This window comes from Telluria sp. BA11 (assembly GCF_056680305.1).
The window spans coordinates 4,328,637-4,352,410 of the sequence record NZ_CM155275.1; the positions used below are offsets into that span (position 1 = coordinate 4,328,637).

General features: G+C 65.2%; 16 protein-coding genes. 8 read left to right on the forward strand and 8 right to left on the reverse strand.

The annotated features are described in order from the left end of the window. Positions 1 to 6: 6 nt before the first annotated feature. From argF to AC1MGT_RS19055, 4 genes are all read right to left on the reverse strand, one after another. Positions 7 to 930: an ornithine carbamoyltransferase gene (gene argF / locus AC1MGT_RS19040; protein WP_499504326.1), complete on the reverse strand. Its 924-nt coding sequence runs from the start codon at positions 928 to 930 to the stop codon at positions 7 to 9. 84 nt (positions 931 to 1,014) lie between these two features. Next, positions 1,015 to 1,929 (reverse strand): ribosome small subunit-dependent GTPase A, encoded by a 915-nt coding sequence (gene rsgA / locus AC1MGT_RS19045; RefSeq protein ID WP_499501584.1) that lies wholly within the window; start codon positions 1,927 to 1,929, stop codon positions 1,015 to 1,017. Further along, entirely contained in the window at positions 1,926 to 2,270 is a 345-nt protein-coding gene (locus AC1MGT_RS19050; protein WP_332529787.1) for a 4a-hydroxytetrahydrobiopterin dehydratase, read from the reverse strand. Before AC1MGT_RS19050 ends, rsgA begins: the two co-directional genes overlap by 4 nt. Continuing rightward, a complete protein-coding gene (locus tag AC1MGT_RS19055; RefSeq protein ID WP_332529788.1) occupies positions 2,267 to 3,529 on the reverse strand; it encodes a M48 family metallopeptidase in 1,263 nt (420 codons plus the stop codon). The genes AC1MGT_RS19050 and AC1MGT_RS19055 overlap by 4 nt, the downstream gene beginning before the upstream one ends. A 47-nt stretch (positions 3,530 to 3,576) precedes the next feature. On the opposite strand from AC1MGT_RS19055, the gene orn reads away from it, so the two are divergent. Together orn and AC1MGT_RS19065 are read left to right on the forward strand one after the other, a co-directional pair. Further along, positions 3,577 to 4,161, forward strand: a complete 585-nt coding sequence (orn, locus tag AC1MGT_RS19060) for an oligoribonuclease (protein WP_183550437.1) — start codon at positions 3,577 to 3,579, stop codon at positions 4,159 to 4,161. 128 nt (positions 4,162 to 4,289) lie between these two features. Continuing rightward, positions 4,290 to 6,788, forward strand: coding sequence for a hybrid sensor histidine kinase/response regulator (locus AC1MGT_RS19065; protein WP_499501585.1), 2,499 nt, complete (start codon positions 4,290 to 4,292; stop codon positions 6,786 to 6,788). 27 nt (positions 6,789 to 6,815) lie between these two features. Here AC1MGT_RS19065 and AC1MGT_RS19070 read toward each other — a convergent pair whose 3' ends face one another. Both AC1MGT_RS19070 and AC1MGT_RS19075 read right to left on the reverse strand, forming a co-directional pair. Next, the gene (locus AC1MGT_RS19070; RefSeq protein ID WP_183550443.1) at positions 6,816 to 7,502 is read right to left on the reverse strand and encodes a UPF0149 family protein; all 687 of its coding nucleotides are present in this window, start codon (positions 7,500 to 7,502) and stop codon (positions 6,816 to 6,818) included. A gap of 130 nt (positions 7,503 to 7,632) precedes the next feature. Continuing rightward, on the reverse strand, positions 7,633 to 8,673 hold the full coding sequence (locus AC1MGT_RS19075; protein ID WP_499501586.1) for an alpha/beta hydrolase: 1,041 nt from the start codon (positions 8,671 to 8,673) through the stop codon (positions 7,633 to 7,635). 157 nt (positions 8,674 to 8,830) lie between these two features. Between AC1MGT_RS19075 and AC1MGT_RS19080 the strand changes: the two genes are divergently transcribed. Both AC1MGT_RS19080 and AC1MGT_RS19085 read left to right on the forward strand, forming a co-directional pair. Next, positions 8,831 to 9,844 carry a serine/threonine protein kinase gene (locus tag AC1MGT_RS19080; RefSeq protein ID WP_499501587.1) on the forward strand — a complete coding sequence of 338 codons (1,014 nt, stop codon included), beginning with the start codon at positions 8,831 to 8,833 and terminating at the stop codon, positions 9,842 to 9,844. Positions 9,845 to 9,952: 108 nt separating this feature from the next. Continuing rightward, positions 9,953 to 12,406, forward strand: coding sequence for a coiled-coil domain-containing protein (locus AC1MGT_RS19085; protein WP_499501588.1), 2,454 nt, complete (start codon positions 9,953 to 9,955; stop codon positions 12,404 to 12,406). A gap of 27 nt (positions 12,407 to 12,433) precedes the next feature. Here AC1MGT_RS19085 and AC1MGT_RS19090 read toward each other — a convergent pair whose 3' ends face one another. After that, on the reverse strand, positions 12,434 to 12,868 hold the full coding sequence (locus AC1MGT_RS19090; RefSeq protein ID WP_499501589.1) for a DUF8785 domain-containing protein: 435 nt from the start codon (positions 12,866 to 12,868) through the stop codon (positions 12,434 to 12,436). A gap of 122 nt (positions 12,869 to 12,990) precedes the next feature. After that, positions 12,991 to 14,049, reverse strand: a complete 1,059-nt coding sequence (locus tag AC1MGT_RS19095; RefSeq protein ID WP_499501590.1) for a DUF475 domain-containing protein — start codon at positions 14,047 to 14,049, stop codon at positions 12,991 to 12,993. Between the two features lie 133 nt (positions 14,050 to 14,182). On the opposite strand from AC1MGT_RS19095, the gene AC1MGT_RS19100 reads away from it, so the two are divergent. From AC1MGT_RS19100 to AC1MGT_RS19115, 4 genes are all read left to right on the forward strand, one after another. Then, positions 14,183 to 14,605, forward strand: a complete 423-nt coding sequence (locus AC1MGT_RS19100; RefSeq protein WP_499501591.1) for a divergent PAP2 family protein — start codon at positions 14,183 to 14,185, stop codon at positions 14,603 to 14,605. 245 nt (positions 14,606 to 14,850) lie between these two features. After that, the gene (locus AC1MGT_RS19105) at positions 14,851 to 15,996 is read left to right on the forward strand and encodes an efflux RND transporter periplasmic adaptor subunit (RefSeq protein ID WP_499501592.1); all 1,146 of its coding nucleotides are present in this window, start codon (positions 14,851 to 14,853) and stop codon (positions 15,994 to 15,996) included. Positions 15,997 to 16,024: 28 nt separating this feature from the next. Beyond that, complete coding sequence (locus AC1MGT_RS19110; protein ID WP_499501593.1) at positions 16,025 to 19,231, forward strand: efflux RND transporter permease subunit; 3,207 nt, start codon at positions 16,025 to 16,027, stop codon at positions 19,229 to 19,231. A 260-nt stretch (positions 19,232 to 19,491) separates the two neighbouring features. Beyond that, complete coding sequence (locus AC1MGT_RS19115; protein ID WP_499501594.1) at positions 19,492 to 23,721, forward strand: ATP-binding protein; 4,230 nt, start codon at positions 19,492 to 19,494, stop codon at positions 23,719 to 23,721. Positions 23,722 to 23,774: the final 53 nt, after the last annotated feature.

Consider the following 23,774-nt stretch of genomic DNA (forward strand, 5'->3'; position numbering starts at 1 on the left):
TAAAAATCAATCTTCGATACGGCCGAGCAGCAGGTACTCGATCAGGGCTTTTTGCACGTGCAGGCGGTTTTCGGCTTCGTCCCAGACGACCGATTGCGGGCCGTCGATGACCTCGGCGGCCACTTCTTCGCCGCGGTGTGCTGGCAGGCAGTGCATGAACAGCGCGTCGCTCGCGGCGCGGGCCATCTTGGCTTCGTCAACGATGAAGCCGTCAAACGCCTTCATGCGCTCGGCGTTTTCCTTTTCGTAGCCCATGCTGGTCCAGACGTCGGTATTGACCAGGTGCGCGCCTTCGCAGGCGTCCGACGGGTTGTCGAACAGCGTGTAGCGCGTGGTCGAGACCAGGCTCGGGTCCATCTCGTAGCCTTTTGGGGTGGCGACGTTCAGGTGGAAGCCGAAGACTTCGGCTGCCTGCAACCACGAGTACAGCATATTGTTGGCGTCGCCGATCCATGCGACGGTCTTGCCGGCGATGGAGCCGCGATGCTCGTGGAACGTGAACACATCCGCCAGCACCTGGCACGGGTGGTGTTCATTGGTCAGGCCATTGATGACCGGCACGCGCGAATTGGCGGCGAAGCGGTCGATGATGTCCTGACCAAAGGTGCGGATCATGATGATGTCGCACATGCGGCTGATGACCTGGCCGGCGTCTTCCACCGGTTCGCCACGGCCGAGCTGGCTGTCGCGCGTGTTCAGGTAGATGGCGGCGCCGCCCAGCTGGTGCATGCCGGCTTCGAACGACAGGCGCGTGCGCGTCGAGCTTTTCTCGAACACCATCACCAGCGTGCGGTCGACCAGCGGGTGATACACCTCGTAGGCCTTGAACTTGCGCTTGATGATCGCCGCGCGCTTGATGACGTATTCGAACTCGTCGCGCGTGAAGTCGGAAAACTGCAGGAAGTGCTTGATCGGTGGGGTGCTCGTCATCATAAGTCTGCTCGTGTCTGCTGCGATGTTTATCCCTTGAATTATAAGGGGAATTTCTTTCCGTTAGGGAAAGTAGTCAGGGCCTTAGTACAGGGTCTGCGCGGATTCGTGCAGCAGTTGCCCGTAGAGTTCATGGCGGTGCTTCCAGATCTTGCCCGCTGCCACGGCATCGAGAATGGCGCAGAACGGCTCGGCCAGGTGGCGGCAGTTGTAGTACTTGCAGCCACCCAGATACGGCTTGAACTCCACAAAAGCGCGCTCGAGCATGCCCTCGCTCAGGTGATACAGGCCAAATTCCTGGAAGCCCGGCGAATCGATGATCGCACCGGCCTTGCCATCGACTTCGGGCAGCCAGTACAGGCGCGTGAACGTCGTCGTGTGCTTGCCGGTATCGAGCGCAGCCGAGATTTCGCGCACGGCGATATCGGCGTCCGGAATCAACAGATTGATCAGCGACGACTTGCCCATGCCCGACTGGCCGATGAAGATCGACGAATGGCCGGCCAGCAGCGGCTTGAGGATTTCCACGGTTTCTTCAGGATGCGCCTGGGCCGAGACCTCGTGCACCGGATAGCCGAGGCGCGAATACTGCGCGGCGCGTTCGCGTGCGCGGGGCAGCAGGTCGGTCACGTCGGTCTTGTTGAGGATCAGGTGCGCCTCGATGCCGGCCGCCTCGCATGCCACCAGCGAGCGCGATACCAGGTCGTCGGCAAAGCCGGGTTCGGTGGCGATCACGACGAACAGGCGCGAGATGTTGGCCGCCAGCAGCTTGGATTTGTACTGGTCGGAGCGGTACAGCAGCGTGGTGCGCTCGGCGATGCGCTCGATCACGGCCTGGTTCTCGGACGTCCTGACCACGTGGACGACGTCGCCCACGGCCACATTGGTTTTCTTGCCGCGCGTGACGCACTGCAGTTTTTCGCCGTCGATGTCGGCCAGGTAGTGGCGGCCGTGGGCCGCGATGATGGTGCCGGTCAGTTCAGTGGGGGATGCGCTCATGCGGTTTCCTGGTTGAGGTACAGCGCATTGGCTTTCGCGGCGCAGATAAAGTCGTTGTCGGACAGCGTGCTGCCCGCGGAATGGGTGGTCCAGCTGACGCGGCAGGTGGTGTAGCCCACCGTCATCTCAGGGTGATGGTCTTCGTGCTCGGCCAGCGTTGCCACCGCGTTGACGAATGCAATCGTGGCGCGGTAGTCGGGCAGCGTGAAGGTGCGCGCCAGGACGTTATCGGCCACTTCCCAGCCGGGCACTTCGTGCAGCAGCGTGGCGATGGCCGCTGCGTCGAGCGCGGCTGTCTTGCGCGTGCAGTGGCGCGACGTGAGTGGTGGCGTCAGGTTCATGCGGCCGCCATCGTCAGGCGCTTGACCCGAACCGACGCCGGCGGGTGCGAATCGTAGAACGCCGAATGCAGCGGATCGGGCGTCAGCGTCGACGCATTGTCTTCGTACATCTTGACCAGCGCCGACACCAGGTCGCGGTGGTCGGTGTGCTGCGCAGCAAAAGCGTCAGCCTCGAATTCATGCTTGCGCGACGTGATCGAGCTCAGCGGCGCGAGCACGAAGGTGAATACCGGCAACACGAGGATGAACAGGATCAGCGCCATGCCATCGTTCGACGCGTTCATGAACGGCAGCACGCCCAGGCCCGTATAGAACCAGGCCTGGCCCTTCAGGTAGCCGAGCAAGGCAAGGAAGGCCAGCGAGATCGCGAACATCGTGGCCACGCGCTTGACGATGTGGCGCAGCTTGAAGTGGCCCAACTCGTGCGCCAGCACCGCTTCGATTTCCTGTGGCTCCAGGCGCGACAGCAGCGTGTCGAAAAACACGATGCGCTTGGCACGCCCAAAGCCCGAGAAATACGCATTACCGTGCGCGCTGCGCTTGCTGCCGTCCATGACGAACAGGCCGCGCGACGCAAAGCCCACGCGCGTCATCAAGCCATCGATGCGCTGCTTGAGGCTGACGTCGGCCAGTGGCGTGAATTTGTTGAACAGCGGCGCGATCACGGTTGGGTAGAACGCAATCATCAGGAGCTGGAACCCGCTCCAGACGAACCACGTGTACAGCCACCACAGCGAGCCGCTTGCTTCCATCAGCTTGAGCACGACCCACAGCAGCGGCAGGCCGATCAGCGCGCCCACGAACGTGCTCTTGATCAGGTCGCCCCACCACAGGCCGGGCGTCATCTTGTTGAAGCCGAAGCGCTGCTCGAGGACGAACTGGCGATACCAGTCGAGCGGCAGATCGAGCACACTGGCGATCACGGCAAAGGCAACGACCAGCACCAGCTGGTGCATCAGACCGGGGCCGGTGAACGGCAGGATCGCCAGCGACAGCAGTTGCAGGCCGCCCATCAGCGTGAAGCCGATCAGGACGATGGCGCCCCACAGCGTGCCGATCAGGCCGAGCCGGGTCTTGGCGACGGTGTAGTCGGCCGCTTTCTGGTGCGCCGCGAGCGGCACTTTCGGCGCAAACTCGGCCGGCACGCTGGCGCGGTGGCGCGCGATATGCCGGATATGGCGCGCGGCCAGCCAGGTACGCAGCGACAAGGTGAGCAGCAGGAAAACGACGAACAAAACCGAAAACGCGAATGAAGACATTCTGTGCCTGTGAGAAAATGCAGGATTGATTAGGCAAAGAGAGAATTATGTCACAAGCGACACCTTCCGCAGTGCCGGGCACGCCCCAGCGGCCCAATGAATTCAACCTGGTCTGGCTCGACATGGAAATGACGGGCCTCGACCCGGACAACGACCGCATCATCGAGGTCGCCGTCGTCGTCACCGATCCCGACCTGAACATCATCGCCGAAGGCCCGGTGTTCGCGATCCACCAGTCGGATGAAACACTCGACAAGATGGACAACTGGAACAAGGGCACCCACGGCAAGTCGGGCCTGATCGACCGGGTCAAGGCGTCGACCGTGACGGAAGCCCAGGCCGAAGTCGAGCTGATCGAATTTCTCAAGCAGTACGTGCCAAAGAACAAGTCGCCGATGTGCGGCAATTCGATCTGCCAGGACCGTCGCTTCATGGCGCGCGGCATGCCGAAGCTCGAAGCGTTCTTCCATTACCGTAATCTCGACGTGTCGACGCTGAAGGAACTGTGCCGCCGCTGGAAGCCCGAGCTGGCATCCGGCTTCAAGAAGCACCAGAAGCACACGGCGCTGGCCGACATCGTCGAGTCGATCGAAGAGCTGCGCTACTACCGTGAGCACTTCATCAAGCTGTGATGCGCAAACTGTGATGCGTAAGCTGTGATGCGTTAACGGTCATTCGAGAGTTGTAAAGTTGCGCAAGGGCCACTGTCAAACCGGAAAAAGCTGCAATCCGGCAAGCAAGTTATGCGACAATCCTGCGCATGGCCTCGCTCTCCGCTACCGCTTTTTCGGGTGACAGTGTGATGGCTGCGCAGATGCGCAGCCACGACTGGCGCCAGTGCCCGCTCGGCGCACCCGACACCTGGCCGCCGTCCCTCCGGACGGCCGTCGACATGTTGCTGCATTCCGCCTTCCCGATGTTCGTTGCGTGGGGGCCACAGCACATCGTCCTGTACAACGATGCCTATATCCCGATGCTCGGCGAGCGCCACCCAGGTGCGCTCGGTCAGCCGTTCACGGCCGTGTGGCCCGAGGTCTGGCCCGAGCTGCAGCCGCAGATCGAACGCACGATGGCGGGCAAGCCGGTCTTTTTCGAAGATTACGGGCTGTGCCTGCTGCGCAACGGCTACCCCGAGCGCGCCTGGTTCACTTTCTCGTACGCCCCGTTGCATGCCGATGGCGGCAGTGTCGGCGGCCTGTTCTGCACCGCGATGGAAACCACGGCCCGCATGCTGGGCGAGCGCCGCGCGGCGTTCCGGCTCATGCTGTCCGACGCGCTGGCAGTGCTGGCCGATCCGGGTGACGTGATTGCCACCGCCAGTGCGCTGCTGGGTGCAGAGTTAAGTGCAGACTCAACGACGACGCGCGCGCGGTATGCCGAGATCGATCCGCTCAGCGGAACGCTGGCCGCACCCTGCCTGTCGGCGCTGGCGGACAGCGCGCCGCGGGCGCAGCTGGACCGCTTCGGTCCCGCAATGATGGCCGCGCTGCAGCAGGGCGCCGTGGTGAGCATCCACGACACCGCCAACGATCCGCGCGCGTTGCAGTCGCCGTTTGGCGAGCGCGTGGGTGCCATGCTGGTGGTGCCGTTGATGGCGGCGGGCCGCCTGGCCGCGTGCCTGTGTGTCGATGCGCCGGCGCCGCGCGCGTGGACCGAACACGATATCCGGCTGGCGCGCGACGTGGCCGAGCGCACCTGGGCCGCGGCGGGCACGGCGCGTGCGCATGCGATGCTGCGCGAAGAGCGCGACCGGGGCCGCGAGATCTTCGCCAACATTTCCGAAGGCTTCGCGCTGTTCGACCGCAACTGGGTGATGCAGCACATGAACACCGAAGGCTTGCGTATCTGCGCCGTCACGAGCGACGAGGTCATCGGCCGCAATCACTGGTCCGTGTTCCCGGCCATGCTCGAGTCCGAGGCCGGGCGCATGTACCAGAGCGTGATGGCCAGCCGCAAGGCGGGCAGCGCCGAACAGTGCCGCGTATTTCCCGATGGTCGCCGCGTCTGGATCGATCTGCGCGCCTATCCGACCCAGGACGGGGGCATCGCGACGTTCTTCCGCGACATCACCGACCGCAAGCTTGCCGAAGAAAAGCTGGTGGAGGCCGATCGCCGCAAGGATGAATTCCTGGCGATGCTCGCGCACGAGCTGCGCAATCCGCTGGCGCCGATCAGCGCTGCGGCCGAGCTGCTCAGGCTCGGCAACGTCGATGCGCGCCGGGTGCACCAGAGCAGCACCATCATCAGCCGCCAGGTGCGCCACATGACGCGGCTGGTGGACGATCTGCTCGACGTCTCGCGTGTGACGCGCGGTCTGATCACGCTGGGCCAGGCACGTGTGGCGGCGCGCACCGTCATCGAAGAAGCCATCGAGCAGGTACGGCCGACCATCGACACGCGCGCGCAGACGCTCAGCGTGCGCCTGCCGTCGGCCGGCGTTGCGGTGCTCGGTGACAAGGCGCGCCTGGTGCAGGTGGTGGCCAATGTGCTGGCCAATGCGGCCAAGTACACACCGGCCGGGCGCAGCATCGACCTGCGCGCCGACCTGCACGGCACACGTCTGGTGCTGAGTGTGCGCGACGAAGGCATCGGCATGGACGTCGAACTCACCGGGCGCGTGTTCGACCTGTTTACGCAGGCCGAGCGCTCATCGGACCGCGCTCAGGGCGGCCTGGGGCTCGGCCTGGCGCTGGTCAAGCACCTGGTCGAGCTGCACGGGGGCACGGTGGGCTGTTCGAGTCCGGGGCTGGGCAAGGGCAGCACCTTCGTCATCACGCTGCCGCTGCTTGAAGAAGCGCCGGACCTGCCAGAGCCGGAGGTCAATGCGCCAGTTGCCGTCATGCGCCTGAAAGTGCTGGTGGTGGATGACAATACCGATGCGGCAGAAATGCTTGGTCTGCTGCTGGCAGCGCAGGGGCATGACGTGGCGATCGAGCACGGGGCGCTGGGTGCACTGGCGCGGGCGCGCAGCATGCGGCCCGATGTCTGCCTGCTTGATATCGGCTTGCCCGACATCGACGGGCACGAACTGGCGCGGCGCCTGCAGCAGGATCCCGGGATGGCCGGTTCGGTGCTGGTGGCGGTAACGGGCTACGGGCAGCCACAGGACCGCGATGCGGCGCTGGCGGCGGGGTTTGCGCACCATCTGGTCAAGCCGCTCGATGTGGAGGTATTGCTGGAGGTGCTGGCTGGCGTGCCGGGCAGGGTGCCCGGGCAGCAGGTTCGCGAAAACGTATGGGAACAGGTTGGGCAGGATTGACGGCCGGGCCGTCAATCCTGCAGCTTATTACTCAGCGCCGCAGCACTTCTTGAATTTCTTGCCGCTGCCGCAGGTGCAGTCGTCGTTGCGGCCAACCTTCGGCTCGTCGCGCACGATCGTTTCCACCGCCGGCTTGCGCAGTGGCAGCCAGTGGCGGTAGATCGCCGGCACGTTGGCTTCGATCTGCAACGCCAGCGCATGCACCTTGACCGGGTCGTCGACCTCGGCCAGTTCGGCTTCTTCGATTTCGTCCGCGCCCAGCAGGTAGATCGGGCGGATCAGTTCGGCGACGTCGCTGTCCCAGATCGCATCCCACGAGCCGGCGCGCAGTTCGACGCCTTCCCAGAAACCCCAGCACCAGGCTTCCGGATCGATCAGCACCTTGCCGTCGACCTCGTGCTCGCAGAACAACGGCTCGAAGTCCTTCGGCGCGACTTCGAACGTGATCAGGACTTCGTTCATGAAGCGCATGATCAGGTTGACGATGCGCTCTTCGTCGCGCTTGTTCTTCCATTTCGGCGCCGCGGCCTCGTCTTCGCCCCAGACCATCGGCAGCCATTCGGCCGGCATGATCGATTCCGGGCCGATCGCGATGGCGGTCAGGTAGCCGTGCAGGGTGTCCATCGTCATCGCGTCGTCGGAGCAACGGTCGGAGAGCAGGAACTGGTCGAGTTCGTCGAATTCTTTTTCGGAGAGGGGCTGTTCGAGGTGCATGGGGTAGGTGGTCTGTGGCGCGAACGCGCCTGTTGCGTCAAAGGCGCCAGTGTAACGCCTGCGCCGTCGCCGGGCACGAAAAACCTGCCGGCGAGGCGCTGCTTGCAACGTTTACTTCAGTAAAAAATGATTAACGCTTGGCATTGAACGCCTTGGTCAGCTCGTCAGCTGCGAACTGCTGGGCTTCCTTGGCCTTCGGCACCACGGCGTCCATGCCGAAGAACTCGTGGGTTACGCCGGTGAAGTGGCGATAGTTGACGGTCACGCCTTCCTTCTTGAGGCGGTCGGCGTAAGCCTTACCCTCGGTCATCAGCGGATCGATTTCTGCGGTGATCACGGTTGCCGGTGGCAGGCCCTTGAGCGAGGCAGCCTTCATCGGCAGTGCGTGCGGGCTCTTCGGATCGGCGCCGTAGTGCTTGAAGAACCACGTCATCATCGCCTTGTTCAGTGGCTTGGCGTTGGCGTTCTTCTTGTACGACTCGTTGTTCATGTCGTCGTTGACCACTGGGTAGACCAGCAGCTGGTGCACCGGCATCTGGATTTTCTTTTCCATCGCCATCATCGACACCACGGTCGCCAGGTTGCCGCCGGCCGATTCGCCCGCCACTGCGACACGCATCGGATCGCCATTGATGCTCTTGGCATTGGCCAGCGCCCACTGGTAGGCCGCGAACGCGTCCTCGGTCTGGGTCGGGAACTTGTGCTCCGGTGCACGGCGGTAGTCGGCCGAGATCACGATCGCCTTGGCCTTCTTGGCCAGGCCACGCACCGACGCTTCATACACCTTGGTGTCGGCAATCACGAAGCCGCCGCCGTGGAAGTACACGACGACCGGGAACGGGCCCGCGCCTTCAGGCGTGAAGATGTGGATCGGGAAGCTGCCGTCCTTGCCCTGGATCGATTGCGTCTTCATCGTGACGCCTGGTTCCGGTGCCGTGCTCTTGCCGGCGTCGGTCAGCACTTTCTTGACAGCGTCGCTCGGGGTTGGCTGCTTGCGCGCTTCTTCCGGGCTCAGGGTTTCGATCGGCTTTGGCTTCAGGGCCGCCATCGCGTCCAACACTTTTTGCATGTTCGGCTCAGCCTTTGGCGGCTGGGCAGCAGTTTGTGCGATGGCGGTGCCGGCCAACAGGCCAGCGGCGAGAGCGATGACGGTCAAAGTCAGTTTTTTCATGGTCAGTCCTATGCGGTGATTTGTCCGCTGCACGATTGCGCGGGTACATACATGACATGAGACCTTGTTAGATTGTCACGCTCTGTGCGAGAACGAACACAGCAATAGTGAAATGTTCGCAATCACCACGCGGCCGTGCGCCGCCGTACAATGGTGCATGGATAACCTGAACCCCGCCACCGCCGACGCCGCGCCAGATCACCCGTACGCGCGCCTCGATCCCGCGACCGTGCTCGATGCGCTCGACAGTGTCGGCCTGCATGGCGACGGGCGCCTGCTGGCGCTCAACAGCTACGAGAACCGCGTCTACCGCGTGGGCCGTGAAGAGGGCGAGCCGGTGGTGGTCAAGTTTTACCGGCCCGAACGCTGGAGCGATGAGGCCATCCTCGAAGAGCATGGCTTTGTTGCCGAGCTGGTGGCGCAGGAGGTCCCCGTGGTGCCGGCCATCGACATCGACGGGCGCACGCTGCACACGTTCGACGGTTTCCGTTTTGCGGTGTTCGAGAGCCGCGGCGGGCGCGCCCCGGAGCTGGGCGACCCCGCCGTACTGGAATGGATTGGCCGCTTCATCGGCCGCATTCATGCGCAGGGCGCCGTCAAGCCATTCCTGCTGCGCCCGGCGCTCGACCCGGTCACGTTCGGCCGCGAGCCGTTCGACTGGCTGCGCGCCCACGACTTCGTGCCGCCCGAACTGATGCCGGCCTGGTCGAGCGTGATGGAACAGGCGCTTGAAGGCGTCGCGCGCTGCTACGAGCGCGCTGGCGAGTTGCCGCTCGTGCGCCTGCATGGCGATTGCCACGGCGGCAACGTGCTGTGGACGCCGGACGGACCGCACTTCGTCGATTTCGACGACAGCCGCATGGGCCCGGCAGTGCAGGATCTGTGGATGCTGCTGTCAGGCGAGCGGCAGGAAATGGTGGGCCAGATGGCCGACGTGCTGGCCGGCTACGAGGATTTCTGCGATTTCCACCCGCGCCAGCTGTACCTGGTCGAAGCATTGCGCACACTGCGCCTGATCCATTACTCGGCATGGCTGGCGATGCGCTGGACCGATCCGGCATTCCCGGCTGCTTTCCCCTGGTTCAATACCCAGCGTTACTGGCAGGATCGCATCCTCGAATTGCGCGAGCAGGTCGCGTTGATGGATGAGCCGCCGCTGTGGCAGATGTAGAGGGGCGAGGCAAAGCGCCAAGCTGATGCACGATTGCCACCCAGTTCGGCATAGCACGAGAACCGGATTTACCGGATAATCAACCCGACTGCCGCCACAGAGACTCGCATGGAACCGAACCCAGCCCAACAAGACGACACCGACTTCACGATCGACCTGCCGCCGGCCGCCGGCGCGCTGGCGCCGACCGATGTGGTGTCAATGCCAGTGCCAACCCCGGCGGCTGCCGCGTTCGCGCAGCCGGTGGTGCCAGTCACCCCGGTGCTGCCCGCTGCGGCGGAACCTGCTGAATTTGCCGGTCCGGGTCGCAAACCACTCGAAATGCGCGAAATCCAGGAAGCGATCGCGCGTGTCGAGGCAGAAGCCAAGGCCAATATGGCGGCCGAGAGCCGTCACCACGCTGAAGCGCGCGCCCGTTCGCTGGCCGACGAGCGCGCCTCGCTCGACGCCGCTGCCGCCGCGGCGGCGCAAGCCAATTCCCAGGCGTCCGAAGACGCCATCGCCGCCAACCGCGAACGCCTCGACTCGCTGCGCGCCGCCGCGCAGGCATCGAGCGAACGTCTGGAGGCGATCCGTCAAGAGACTGCAGAGCTGCGCGCGCGCGTGAAAAGCGACACCGAAGTGCGGGTCGCCACCGAAGCGCGTGCCCGCCTCGAAGAAGAAGCACGCCGCCGCGCCACGGCGCAGATCGAAGCCGAGGCCGAACTGGCTGCCAAGGCCGCCCGCGCAGCCGACGAACTGGTCGTGCACACCGAGCAGGCGCGCCTGCAGGCAGTCGAACGCATGGCCGCCGTCGAGGCGGCGCGCGAAGAAGTGCAGCACAACGCCAGCGCCGACGCCCGCATCGCCATCCTGGCGCGCGAGCGCGAGCGGGCCGAACGTTCCGCCCGCCAGACCGCCGAAAAGCTCGCCGATGCCGAAGCGGAAGCCCTTGAACTGACCCAGCAGCGCGAGCGCGCCGACCAGATCGCGTTGACGTCGGCCTTTGCCCGCGCGGCAGCCGAGGCGCGCGCACTCGAAGAAGCGCGTGCCTACGCCCACATCGAGCAGGAACGCGAGGCGATCGCGTTGGCCCAGGCCGAGTCCGAACGGGTGGCCGGCCAGTCGCTGCGCATGCGCCTGCAGACCGAAAAAGACATCCGCGACGCCGCCGTGCACCGCGAACGGCAAGAACAGATGGCGGCCTCGAGCGCCGCCGCGCGGCGCGACGCCGAAACGCGCATCCTGGCCGCGACCGAAGCGCGCATCGAAGCCGACCGCAAGCTGCGCCTGGTGGCCGAAGACCGCGCCCGCGCCGAAGAAGAAGCGGGTGAGCAGGTGCAGGCGCGGCTGGAAGCCGAAGCGCAGGCGGCGCTTGACGCACGCGCGCGCATGGCGGCCGACGAAGCGGCCACTGCCGCAGCGCAGGTTGAGGCCGAAGAACACCGGCGCGAGCGCGCGCTGGCCGACGAGCGCGCTGCGCTGGCACAGGCGGCAGCCGACGCGCAGGCAGCATTGAACAACGACGACGCAGCGGCCCTGGCGCTCGAAGCGTCGCAGGTGCAGTTGCAGCAAGAGGCCGCGCAACTGGCGGCGCAGCGCCGCGAACAGGCTGAACACCTGGTGCAGGCCGAGCAGGAGCGCAAGACCGCCGAGGCGCAAGCCCTGGCGGCACTGGAACAGAAAATCGCGGCCGAGCACGAGCTGACGCTGGCGGCCCAGGCGCGCAGCGAGGCCGAAGCGGCGGCTGCCGCAGCCCTGCAGGTGAAGGTCGAGGCCGAGCGGCGCATCGAAGAAGCGCAGCGCGCCGCCTGGGAAGCGCAGCAGGCGCAGGCCGATGCAGCCATCGAAGAAGCGTCTCAGGCTGAAGCGGCAGCCGCCGCCCAGCAAGCACACGCGCGCCGCGCCGCCGAGCTGGCGCAAGCCCAGGCCGAACGGGCCGAGGTCGAGCAGCAACAGGTGGCATTGACCGAAGCAGCCATCGCCGCCGAGCGCGACGCAACCCGGGCTGCGCGCGAGGCGCTCGTGCTGGTGGAACGCAAGCTGGCCGCGCAGCGCGAGCAGGCCGCCGCCGACACCCGCGCCAACGAAGCGCAGGCAGCGCGCCTCGCGTCCGAACAGGCTGCGGCACAGGCGGCCGTGTCGCGTGCCGACGCCGAGCAGGCGCAGGCCGAACTGGCGCGCCAGCGCGAGCTGGCCGAGCTGGCGGCGGTGCAGGCGGCGCTTGAAAAGCGCGAAGCGCAGCGGGCGCTGCTCGAACATGCGCAAGAGCACGCCGAGATGCAGCGCAAGGCGGCGCACGCGACGCAGCAGATGGCCGACGCGCGCAAGCAGCTGGTCAATCTGGAAAGCCGGCGTCAGGACGACGACGCAGTCGAGCTGGCAGCGACGCAGCGCGCCATCGGCGAGCGCAAGGTCGAAGCAGGGCAGCGCTCGGTCTCGGCCGACCTGACGCGCGAGGTGCTGGGCCGATTCAAGCAGTCGCAGGCGCGGGCCGGCGATACATCGGCGGCGCAGGCGGCCGCCAGACTGGCAGAAGTGATTGCGACCCAGCGCGAGCTGGACCCGGATCGCAAACCATAACGGGGGCGGGCGGTCCGCCCCCTGTGCTTACTGCGCCGGCGCCTGTTCAGGCAAACCCGGCGCCTGGCTTGGCGACAGCGGATTGTCCGGGCCGCCGGCCACTTTCGACACGAAATACTCGGTCTCGCCGAAGCACGTGGTGGGCACGCCCTTGTGCTGGTCATACGTCAGCTGCACACGCTTGCCCATGCTGGCCAGCAGGGCCGGCACCACGGTTTCGTCGCGCACCGTAAACACGAAGCGTTCGGGAATCGCGCCCGGCATGCTCGACAGCAGAATCTCGCCTTCCCACGTTTTGCACAGCCAGCCGCGCTTGGAGAATTTCTGCAGGTAGCCGGCCCGTTCGCCTTCCGAATACGACCAGGTCAGTGTGAACCAGGTATAGCCTGCAGCCAGGACAGCAACGACGGCGATGAGGATGAGCAGGATGGCGGAAGTGCGCTTGGGCAGGGTGGTCGGCATGGTTGGGGCTGGTCGATCAAGAAAGTGGGCAGGGTTGGCAAACGGGCAGCGCAAACGCGGTGCGCGCCCATTCTGCCATGCCTTGCCTTAATCGCAAACCGGGATTCCTGACAACGGAGGATTCAGCCTGTCTGGCTGGCCGCCAGAGCGTTTTCAGCGGCCAGGCGCCGGCGATGTCGTATGGATGACCACAGCGAGACGAGAATGAACGCCAGCCCGGACAACCCCGTGAACCATTCGGGGATGTGATAGTGCACGCTGGCGAACATGATCAGCGCCAGGATGCCGATGGCGTAGTGCGCGCCATGCTCCAGATACACGAATTCCTGCAGCGTGCCCTTGTAGACCAGGAACACGGTCATCGAGCGTACGAACATGGCGCCGATGGCCAGCCCCAGCATGATGATGACGACATCGTTGGTGATGGCAAACGCGCCGATCACGCCATCGAAGCTGAACGACGCATCGAGTACCTCGAGATACAGGAAGCCCCCGATGCTGCCCTGCGAGATCATCGCGCCCACCGACGGATCGTGTTCCTTCGCTTCCAGCAGGTTGCTGAGCCATTTCACGGCTATATAGATGAGCACACCGGTAACGCCGGCGATCAGCACCGCCAGCTTGCGCGCTTCTGGCATCAGGCGCATGGCGACGACCACGCACAGCAGCGTGAGCAGCACGGCCAGGCCTTCGGTGCCGTATTTGCCGACCTTCGCTTCGAACCAGTGCAGCCAGTGCAGCTCTTTCTCATCATCGAACAAAAAATTCAGGAACACCAGCATCAGGAAGGCGCCACCAAAAGCCGCGACCTCGGCGTGGTGCGCCGTCAGGTTGCGCGAATACTCGGCGGGATTGTCGAGCGCCATGTGCCAGACGTCCGGCAACCCCAGCCCGGTTGCGGCGGCCACGATCACTAGCGGAAACAACAGGCGCATCCCGAACACCGCCACCAGGATGCCGACGGTGAGGAACAACTTGCGCCAGAATTCGTTCCAGTGCTTGAGTACCGAAGCGTTGACCACCGCATTGTCGAAAGAAAGCGACACTTCGAGCACGCCGAGGATGGCAGTGATCCACAAGGCCTGCAGCAGCCCTGGCCAGCCCCGGTGCGCATAGCCCCACCAGCCGGCGAGCACCATGAGCACTGCCGTTACGACGAACGACCACCGGAAATGCCGCATATGCGCCTCTTGTGTGCAGGTACCTGTTGGGACAATATTACCGTGTCCCTGCCAAAATGGGCTGTACCGAAAGTCGCCCGCTGAGCCTTGCTTCTGAGATAATTCTGCCCAGCATTTTTCACTCTAAGACATCATGGAAATCATTTATCTCGTCACACCGGTACTGACCTGGATGGTAGTCGGCCCGATCAAGTTCCTCATATCCAGTGTCCGCTATCGGCGCTGGGCTTTCGACCTGGTCGGCAATGGCGGCTTTCCCAGCAACCACAGCGCCGTCGTTTCCAGCATGGCCACGCTGATCGCGCTGCGCGAAGGCATGGGCCATCCGGCATTCGGCGTGGCCGTCACGCTTGCCTTCATCGTCATGATCGACGCCAACAGCCTGCGCCAGCACGTCGGTCGCCACGCTGTCACGCTGAACCGCCTGCATGACGGCAAAGAGGATTATGTGATCCTGCGCGAGCGCATGGGGCACACCCGGTTCGAGATCGCCGGCGGCATCCTGACCGGCATCGGCATGGGCTTTCTGATCTACACCGTGCTGGGCGGGTTCTAGTGTATGTACGGGATGCGTGCGCCGCGCATCCCGTGGACGTCCGGGCGTCCATCGTCTGTCCGTTTTTTATGGCATTCCATCCCGGACGGAATGCAGCTCATCGCCAGATTCCGCACTTCATCCATCCAATTCCGCAAACCACAGGATCGTCAATTGACGCTGCTGGAGACCTCCTGAATACTGCGCGCTGGATGTATCTGAACTTATTTTTATAAAAACACCGAGTCCATTTCCGGAGAACCACCATGCTGCGCAAAACACTCCTCGTTCTAGCCATCGCATCAAGCCTAGTCGCTTGCGGCAAAGATTCCAAAGCCCCCGAGGGCAAGGACAACAAGCCGACCCAGCTGACCGTGGCGCAGGAGGATGTCTTGACGATCCAGAGTGCGTCGGTGTCGTCGGGCCCGGTGATTACCGGCTCGATCGAGCCTGAGCGCCGCGCCGACCTGCGCGCCGAAGTCTCGGCCATCGTGCTGCAGGTGCTCAAGGAAAACGGTGAACCGGTCAAGCGCGGCGACGTGCTGGTGCGCCTCGACGAAACCTCGATCCGCGACACCCTGATGTCGGCCGAAGACATGCAGCGCGCCGCCTCGCTGGCCGTCGACCAGGCCAATCGCCAGCTCGAGCGCCTGAAAACCCTGACGGCGTCGGGCATGACGTCGGCCAAGGCGCTCGACGACGCCGAGATGGCGCGCAACAACGCAATGAGTGAACTGTCGAGCTCGCGCAGCCGCGTGGCCACCGCGCGCCAGCAACTGGCCCGCACCACCGTGCGCGCGCCGTTCGACGGCATCGTCTCCGAGCGCAAGGTCTCCAACGGCGACACCGCCACCATCGGCAAGGAACTCGTCAAGGTCATCGACCCGACCAGCATGCGCTTCGAAGGCGCGGTCTCGGCCGATTCGGTCAGCACCGTCAAGATCGGCCAGAAGGTCAACTTTCGCGTCAACGGTTACGCCGACCAGACGTTTGCCGGCGTGGTCAGACGCATCGATCCGGCCGCCAATCCGGTGACGCGCCAGGTCGAGGTGCTGGTAGGCTTTGTCGACAATGCGCAGCCGCGCGTGGCCGGTCTGTACGCCGAAGGGCGTGTCGACGCTGCCGCGAGCGATGCGCTGATGCTGCCCGAGAGCGCGCTGGTGCGCGTGGGCGACGCCAGCCACACCTGGCGCATCAAGGACAAGACGCTGTCGAAGGTCAAGCTGGTGGTCGGCGCGCGCGATGCCCGTACCGGCAATGTCGAGATCAAGCAGGGCCTCGCGGCCGGCGACGTGGTGCTGCGTGCGCCGACGTCGAACCTGAAGGACGGCCAGAAGGTCGACATGCCGAACGCCCGTGTGGCCAGCGCCAATGGCGCAGCTTCGGGTGCCGGCGCAGTCCAGGGCAAGTAAATCCAGGAACACCAAAGGAAAACCCACCATGTTCCTGTCCAATTTTAGTGTCAAGAAACCGGTCGCGACGATCGTCATCATCGTCGCGATGATGGCCATCGGCCTGCTGGCCCTGTCCAAGCTGAAGGTCAACCAGGAGCCGGACGTCGAGATCCCGATCATCGTCGTCGACATTCCGTATCCGGGCGCATCGCCCGAGACCGCCGAGCGTGAAATCACCAACCGCCTCGAAAAGCAGATGCAGGCGATCCAGGGCGTCAAGGACGTCAATTCCAATTCCTATGAAGGCGGCGCCTCGATCTGGATGGAATTCGACTTCAACCGCGACCTGATCGAAGCATCGGACGACGTGCGCAATGCGATTGCCGCCGTGCGCTACAAGCTGCCGATCGAGATGCGCGAGCCCGTGCTGCGCCGGATCGATCCGTCGGCCCAGCCGATCATGTCGCTGGCGCTGTCGTCCAGCACCCAGAGCCACGCCGAAATCTCGCGCTACGCCGAAGACGTGCTGGCCGACGAATTCCGCGGCATCGATGGCGTCTCGACCGTGGTCGTCAACGGCGCGCTGCGGCGCGAACTGTCGGTGCTGCTGCGCGCCGAGAAGCTGAGCGAATTCAATGTCTCGGCGTCCGATGTCACCAACGCGCTGCGCAACGGTAATACCAATGCGCCGGTGGGCAAGCTGCGCAGCGAACTGGACGAAAAAGGCATCCGCCTCGTCGGTCGCATCGAGCGGCCCGAAGACTTTTCGCAGATCGTCGTCAAGCGCAATGGCGACCAGATCGTGCGCCTGAGCCAGGTGGCCGAGATCCGCGATGGCTTCGCCGACGTGAATACGCTGTCGGTGCGCAGTGGCAAGCCAAATGTGGGCCTGCAGATTTCGCGTTCACGCGATGCCTCGACCGTGTCGCTGGCCAAGCGGGTGCACGAAGTGGTGGCGGCGCAGAGCAAGCTGCTGCCGGCCGGAACCGAACTCGAGGTCGTGCGCGACGGCGGCAAGGATGCGCAGTCGAGCCTGAACAACGTGATCGAGGCGCTGGTGCTGGGCGCCGTGCTGACCGTGTTCGTCGTCTACGCGTTTCTCAACTCCTGGCGCTCGACGCTGATCACCGCACTGGCACTGCCGACGTCGGTGCTGGCCGCATTCATCGCCGTCTGGCTGTGCGGCTTCACGCTGAACTTCATGACGCTGCTGGGCCTGTCGCTGGCCATTGGCGTGCTGATCGACGATGCGATCGTGGTGCGCGAAAACATCGTGCGCCATATGGAAATGGGGTCCGACCGCCGCACTGCAGCGCTCGAAGGCACCGCCGAGATCGGCATGGCCGTGGCCGCGACCACGTTCTCGATCATGGCCGTGTTCGTGCCAGTGGCCTTCATGCCGGGCGTGTCCGGCGAGTGGTTCCGCCCGTTTGCCCTGACCGTGACCTGCTCGGTGATCGTGTCGCTGTTCATCTCGTTCACGCTCGACCCGATGATGTCGGCCTACTGGGGTGACCCACCGGATCACCACAGCCGCCCGAAGACCGGCATCGGCGCCGTGCTCGACCGCTTCAATCACTGGTTCGACCACCAGGCCGACCGCTATGGCCGCGTGATCGCCTGGGCGCTGCATCACCGTCGCGCGATGGCATTCCTGGCTGTTGCCAGCCTGATCGGCGCGCTGGTCATGCACCATTACTTTGGCGGGTCGAGCTTCCTGCCCAAGCAGGACTCGGGCAACCTGCAGATCGAGGTGCGCACGCCGGCTTCGTCGTCGATCGAATATGCGCGCCGCAAACTCGAAGCGGCAGCCGTGCTGGCCCGCACCTTGCCTGAAACGAAGGACACCAACAGCAACGTCAAGACCAGCGGCGGCACGATCTACGTCGACATCGGCAAGCGCAGCGAACGCAAGCGCACTGCGTCCGAAGTCGCCGTCGAACTGCGCGCCAAGATTGCCAGCCTGGTGGGCGCCGAATACACGGTCATCGATGACCTGTCCGGCGGTGGCAAGCCGGTGCAGGTGGAATTTACCGGTCCCGATTCGCGCAAACTGATGGAGCTGACCACCGCCTACATGGAAAAGCTGCGTGAAGTACCGGGTGCGGTCGACGTCGCGCTGTCCGAGCAGGATCCGAAGAACGAACTGCAGATCGTGCTTGACCGGGGTCTTGCCAATGCCCTGGGTATTTCGGTGGGCGATGCGGCGCAGTCGCTGCGGGTGGCGTTCGCCGGCATCGAAGTGGGCGACTGGGTCGATCCGACCAGCGAAACCCGCGACGTCGCTGTGCGTCTGCATCCGGACGACCGCGTCAATACCGACAGCATCGAGCGCCTGCCGATTCCGGTCACCGGCACCGGCATGATGGTGCCGCTCGAGCAGATCGCGTCGATCACGATGGGCAAGGGCCCGTCGGCGATCCGTCACAAGAATGGCGAGCGCATGATTACCGTGTCGGCCAATGCCCAGGGCCGTTCGGCGGGCGAAGTCACGACCGACGCCATGAAACTGGCGCGCACCTTCGACTTCCCGCCGGGGTATGGCCTGGCGCTGGGCGGGTCGGGTGAAGATCAGGCCGAACTGTTCAAGGAGATGCTCATTGCGCTGTTCTCGGGCATCGCGCTGATGTACCTGATCCTCGTGATGCAGTTCGGGTCGTTCACGGCGCCGATCGGTGTGATGCTGTCGTTGCCGCTGTCGCTGATCGGGGTCGTGCTGGCCCTGATCATGACGGGCAACACGCTCAACCTGATGAGCATGATCGGCATCCTGATGCTGATGGGGCTGGTGGCCAAGAACGCGATCCTGCTGCTCGACGCCGCCAGGGCGCTCGAGCACGAAGGGATGGACCGCGAAGAAGCGCTGATGGCGGCCGGGCGCAAGCGCCTGCGGCCGATCCTGATGACCACCTTCGCGCTGATCGCCGGCATGCTGCCGGTGGCGCTGGCCCTGGGCGACTCGGGCGAGTTCTACCAGCCACTGGCCATTGCGATCATCGGCGGCACGATCACCTCGACCATCCTGACGCTGCTGGTGGTGCCAACCTTCTATGACAGCATCGAGATCGCCCGTGACCGCATGGTGGCCAAGTACGGCCGCCGCGCCGAGCATCGCAATGCGCTGGTGGCATTCCTGATGACGTTTGTCGAAGCCATCCTGGCGCTGACTCTGGTGCGCCTGGTCTATCGGCTGGTCATGCGCGTCGTGCGGATGGTGACGGGCCGCGGCCGTGCCAAGGTGGCGCCGGTCTGATCCACAGCGGCAGGGCGCTGCGCGCCTTGCCGGATGTTCCGGACACGGCCAGTGATGACTGGCCGTGTTTTTTTATGCTTGACAAATGGTTGCTTTATCGGGGTTGTAAAATAGCACCCCGGCAACCAACGGACGACGGCTTATGGTCTAATAGCGGCTGTTTTGCCATGCACTTTGCCATCAGGCAGCATGTGCAACGGTGGCGTGCCTGTGCACGCCGCCACGCCGCATCTCCATTTTCCTCCGTAAGGTCCAGCCCCATGCCCGCAGCCCAGCCCATCGCCTTGTCCGTTAACGACGACATGAACTGGCTCGCCGGTGGGGGCGAGATGGGCGAACTGATCCGCAGCATGGACTGGTCGGCGACGCCGCTCGGACCGCTGTCCGGCTGGCCGCAGAGCCTGCGCACATCGGTCAGCCTGTGCCTGTCGTCGACGTTCCCGATCCTGGTCTGCTGGGGCCCGGACGACATCCAGATCTACAACGACGCCTACCGCCCGATCTGCGGCGACCTGCATCCGGCAGCGATGGGCGCGCCATTCAAGGTGGTCTGGGCCTCGGCCCTGCCGGTCGTGGGCGAGGCCTTCGAACTGGCGCACCAGGGCTCCGGTGCGTACATCCGCGACCAGCAGATGTTCCTCGACCGCAGTGGCTATCTCGAAGAAGCCAATATGACGTTCTCGTTCTCGCCAATCCGCGACGAGTCGGGCGCGATCGGCGGGATATTCCACCCGATTACCGAAACCACGGTACAGGTGCTCAACGCGCGCCGCAGCAAGGGCTTGCGTGACCTGACCGCGAGCCTGGCAGGCGTGCGCGCGATCGGTGACATCGGTACGCAGCTCGCAAGCCACTGCGCGCACATGACGGCCGACGTGCCGTTCGTGCTGTTCTACCAGATCGATGCCGAGACCGGCACGCTGGCGCTGCGCGGCAGCGCCGGCCTGGCAGCGGGCAACCCATTGGCGCCGCTGACAGCTGCCTTCGATGACAGCATCTGGCCATTTGCCCGCAGTAACAGCTCGCAGACGGTCGAACAGGCCGACGACGTGGCCGCGCGCCTGGGTGATGTCGCTTGCGGGCCCTACGAAGACGCGCCGCGCTCGGCGCTGGTGCTGCCACTGACCTTGCCCGGCCAGCAGGAGCTGTTCGGCTTTGTCGTGGCCGGGGTCAGCGTGCGCCGCGCGCTCGATGCCGAGTACCGCAACTTTTATGCGTTGCTGGGGGCGGCTGTCAATACCGCCGTGGGCAATGTCATCGCCTACGAGCAGGAACAGCGCCGCGCCGAAGAACTGGCTCAGATCGACCGCGCCAAGACCGCGTTCTTCTCGAACGTCTCGCATGAATTTCGTACGCCGCTGACGCTGATCCTCGGCCCGCTCGACGATGCGCTGGCCGATGCGCCCGAGTCGATGAATGCGATCCAGCGCCAGCGCGTCGAGCTCACGCACCGCAACTCGCTGCGCCTGCTCAAGCTGGTCAATTCGCTGCTCGACTTTTCGCGCATCGAGGCCGGCCGCGTGCAGGCCAGCTACGTCCCGGTCGATCTCACGCGCCTGACGGTCGACCTGGCCGGCGTGTTCGAGTCGGCCATGGCCAAGGGAGGGCTGGACTACACGGTCGATCTGCAGCCGCTGACGCAGCCGGTCTTCGTCGACCGCGACATGTGGGAAAAGATCGTCTTCAACCTGCTGTCGAACGCCTTCAAGTTCACGCTGCACGGGGGCGTCACGGTGACCCTGCGCGAACATGCCGGCATGGCGCGGCTGTCGGTGCAGGACACCGGCACCGGCATTCCCGAGCACGAACTGCCGCGCATGTTCGAGCGCTTCCACCGCATCGAGGGCGCGCCGGGCCGGACCTACGAAGGCACTGGCATCGGCCTGGCGCTGATCCAGGAGCTGGTGCGCCTGCATGGCGGGACGATCGCGGTCTCGAGCACCTTCGGCGAAGGCACCCGTTTCGACGTCGACCTGCCGTTTGGCGACGCGCACCTGCCGGCGGATCGCATCGTGCAGGCGCCGGAGGCGCTGGCCGACCGCCAGCGCATGGGCGCGGCGTTCGTCGAGGAAGCACTGCGCTGGCTGCCCGACACGCAGGGAGGCGCTGCGCCGGCCCCGGATTCGGACCTGGACACGAGCGCGCCCACGCAGCCTGAGGTGCAGCACGAAGCGCAGCATGACGCGCGACCGCGCATCCTGGTCGCCGACGACAACAACGACATGCGCGCCTACCTGAAATCGCTGCTCGAACCGCATGCCGACGTGCGCGTGGTGGCCGATGGCCAGGCGGCCTATGAGATGGCGCTGCTGGACCCGCCCGACCTGCTGCTGTCGGATGTAATGATGCCGCGCCTGGACGGTTTCGGCCTGATCGCCAAGGTGCGCGCCAGCGAGCTGCTGCGCCATCTGCCGGTCATGCTGCTGTCGGCGCGCGCCGGCGAAGAAGCCAAGGTCGAGGGCCTGCAGGCCGGCGCTGATGACTACCTGGTCAAGCCGTTTTCGGCCAACGAACTGCTGGCGCGCATCGGCACCCAGGTGGCGCTGGGGCGCGAGCGGCGCGAGAACGCACGCGCTGCGCAGGCGCGCGAAGCGCATGTGCGGGCGCTGATCGACGCGTCGCCCGCGATGCTCTGGACCACCGACAACGACAGCCTGTGCACTTACCTGAGCCAGCGCTGGTACGATTACACGGGCCGCGCGCCCGAGCAGGACCTGGGCATGGGCTGGCTCGAGAACGTGCACCCCGACGACGCCGCGCGCTCGGGCGAGATCTTCCTGGCCGCCAGTGCCGCGCGCCAGCCATTCTCGTTCGACTACCGCCTGCGCGGCCGTGACGGTAGCTACCGCTGGTTCATCGATGCCGGCCTGCCGCGCGTGAACGCCGCCGGTGAGCCGGACGGCTATGTCGGCACCGTGATCGACGTCCATGCGCGCAAGCTGCTGCAGGAGCGCTTCGAGCGCGTGTCCGAGGCGGGCGATATCGGCGTCTGGTACGCCGACGTGCCGTTCACGCATTTCCAGATCAATGCCGAGATGGCGCTGCACTTCGGCGTTGACATGGGCCGCGCCGCTTCGGTCAGCGAGCTGCTGGCCGCGGTGGAGCCGGAAGACCGCGAGCGGCTGGCCGAGAGTGTCGAGCACGCGGTGCGCGCCGGCGCGCCGCTGGACCTTGAATTCCGCACCCGTGTTGCCGCAGCGGACGGCGGCGATGGTACGCCGCGCTGGTTGCGCGCCATTGGCTGGTGTGGCCTGGACAAGAATGGCCAGCCCGAGCGCTTCGACGGCGTCACGCTCGATATCGACAGCCAGAAGCACGCCGAGCAGGAACTGCACCGTCTGGCGCGCGAACTGGGCGCGAAGAACCGGGCGCAGAGCGACTTCCTGTTTACGCTCGCGCACGAACTGCGCAATCCGCTGGCGCCGATCCGTTCGGGGCTGGAGCTGATGCGCATCGGCGCGGCCAGCGGCGACGTGCAGGCCATCATGCGGCGTCAGGTCGATCACATGGTGCACCTGGTGGACGACTTGCTCGACATGGCGCGCCTGGCCGAAGGCAAGGTCACGCTGCGCTGCGAGCGTGTGCTGCTGGCCGACGCGGTGCGCGAAGCCGTCGACATGAGCATGCCGCTGGTCGAGCGCGGCCGCCACACGCTGGCCGTGCACCTGCCGGACGGTTACGTCGGCCTGCACGCCGACCGCCATCGCGTGGCCCAGATCCTGAGTAACCTGCTCAACAACGCGGCGAAGTACACGCCGCCGGGTGGCGCGCTGGAAATCCGGGCGCAGATCGAGGGCGATGAAGTCGCGATCTCGGTGCTGGACAATGGCATCGGCATCGCCGCCGATGCGCTCGAGGGCGTGTTCGATATGTATGCGCAGGCCCATGCGGGCGCCGAGATGGCGCAGGGCGGCCTGGGTGTGGGCCTGAACCTCGTGCAGCGTCTGGTGAAGCTGCATGGCGGCCGGGTGGCCGCCACCAGCGCCGGGGTCGGGCAGGGCAGCCAGTTCACGGTCTGGCTGCCGCTGCCGGCCGACAGCGCCGCGCCGCCGCCAGTCGTGGCTGATGCGGCGCAGCTGGCAGGGCAGGCCGACCCGGGCGTGCTGCGTATCCTGGTGGTGGACGATAATGTCGATGCGGCCGAGACGCTGCAGGCCCTGCTGGAGATGAACGGGCACACGGTAACCGCCGTGCACGACGGCGCCTCGGCGCTGCTGCAGGCGGCAGCGCTGGTGCCGCAAGTCGTGTTTCTCGATATCGGGTTGCCCGACATGACCGGCTACGACGCGGCCGAAGCGATGCGGCGCATCCCCGGTATGGAAACATCGACGCTGATCGCACTGACAGGTTGGGGCGCGGAGCAGGACCGCAAGCGCTCGAGTCAGGCAGGGTTCGACCATCATCTGACCAAGCCAGCTGATTTTTTGATTGTGGAGAAATTGATCCGCGATGTAGCGGAGCGCGCGCCAGGACCTCTCCCGGCGCCGTGACAAAACAAACAGCCCGGCTAAGAAGCCGGGCTGCGATGGTGCGCCGAACCCGC

Excerpts from the sequence above, each read along its gene's own strand:
- AC1MGT_RS19055 (WP_332529788.1), bottom strand. The coding sequence starts at position 3,529 with ATGTCTTCATTCGCGTTTTCGGTTTTGTTCGTCGTTTTCCTGCTGCTC.
- AC1MGT_RS19100 (WP_499501591.1), top strand. The coding sequence starts at position 14,183 with ATGGAAATCATTTATCTCGTCACACCGGTACTGACCTGGATGGTAGTC.
- AC1MGT_RS19115 (WP_499501594.1), top strand. The coding sequence starts at position 19,492 with ATGCCCGCAGCCCAGCCCATCGCCTTGTCCGTTAACGACGACATGAAC.
- argF (WP_499504326.1), bottom strand. The coding sequence starts at position 930 with ATGACGAGCACCCCACCGATCAAGCACTTCCTGCAGTTTTCCGACTTC.
- AC1MGT_RS19070 (WP_183550443.1), bottom strand. The coding sequence starts at position 7,502 with ATGCACCTCGAACAGCCCCTCTCCGAAAAAGAATTCGACGAACTCGAC.
- AC1MGT_RS19085 (WP_499501588.1), top strand. The coding sequence starts at position 9,953 with ATGGAACCGAACCCAGCCCAACAAGACGACACCGACTTCACGATCGAC.
- orn (WP_183550437.1), top strand. The coding sequence starts at position 3,577 with ATGTCACAAGCGACACCTTCCGCAGTGCCGGGCACGCCCCAGCGGCCC.
- AC1MGT_RS19110 (WP_499501593.1), top strand. The coding sequence starts at position 16,025 with ATGTTCCTGTCCAATTTTAGTGTCAAGAAACCGGTCGCGACGATCGTC.
- AC1MGT_RS19080 (WP_499501587.1), top strand. The coding sequence starts at position 8,831 with ATGGATAACCTGAACCCCGCCACCGCCGACGCCGCGCCAGATCACCCG.
- rsgA (WP_499501584.1), bottom strand. The coding sequence starts at position 1,929 with ATGAGCGCATCCCCCACTGAACTGACCGGCACCATCATCGCGGCCCAC.
- AC1MGT_RS19075 (WP_499501586.1), bottom strand. The coding sequence starts at position 8,673 with ATGAAAAAACTGACTTTGACCGTCATCGCTCTCGCCGCTGGCCTGTTG.
- AC1MGT_RS19065 (WP_499501585.1), top strand. The coding sequence starts at position 4,290 with ATGGCCTCGCTCTCCGCTACCGCTTTTTCGGGTGACAGTGTGATGGCT.
- AC1MGT_RS19090 (WP_499501589.1), bottom strand. The coding sequence starts at position 12,868 with ATGCCGACCACCCTGCCCAAGCGCACTTCCGCCATCCTGCTCATCCTC.
- AC1MGT_RS19050 (WP_332529787.1), bottom strand. The coding sequence starts at position 2,270 with ATGAACCTGACGCCACCACTCACGTCGCGCCACTGCACGCGCAAGACA.
- AC1MGT_RS19095 (WP_499501590.1), bottom strand. The coding sequence starts at position 14,049 with ATGCGGCATTTCCGGTGGTCGTTCGTCGTAACGGCAGTGCTCATGGTG.
- AC1MGT_RS19105 (WP_499501592.1), top strand. The coding sequence starts at position 14,851 with ATGCTGCGCAAAACACTCCTCGTTCTAGCCATCGCATCAAGCCTAGTC.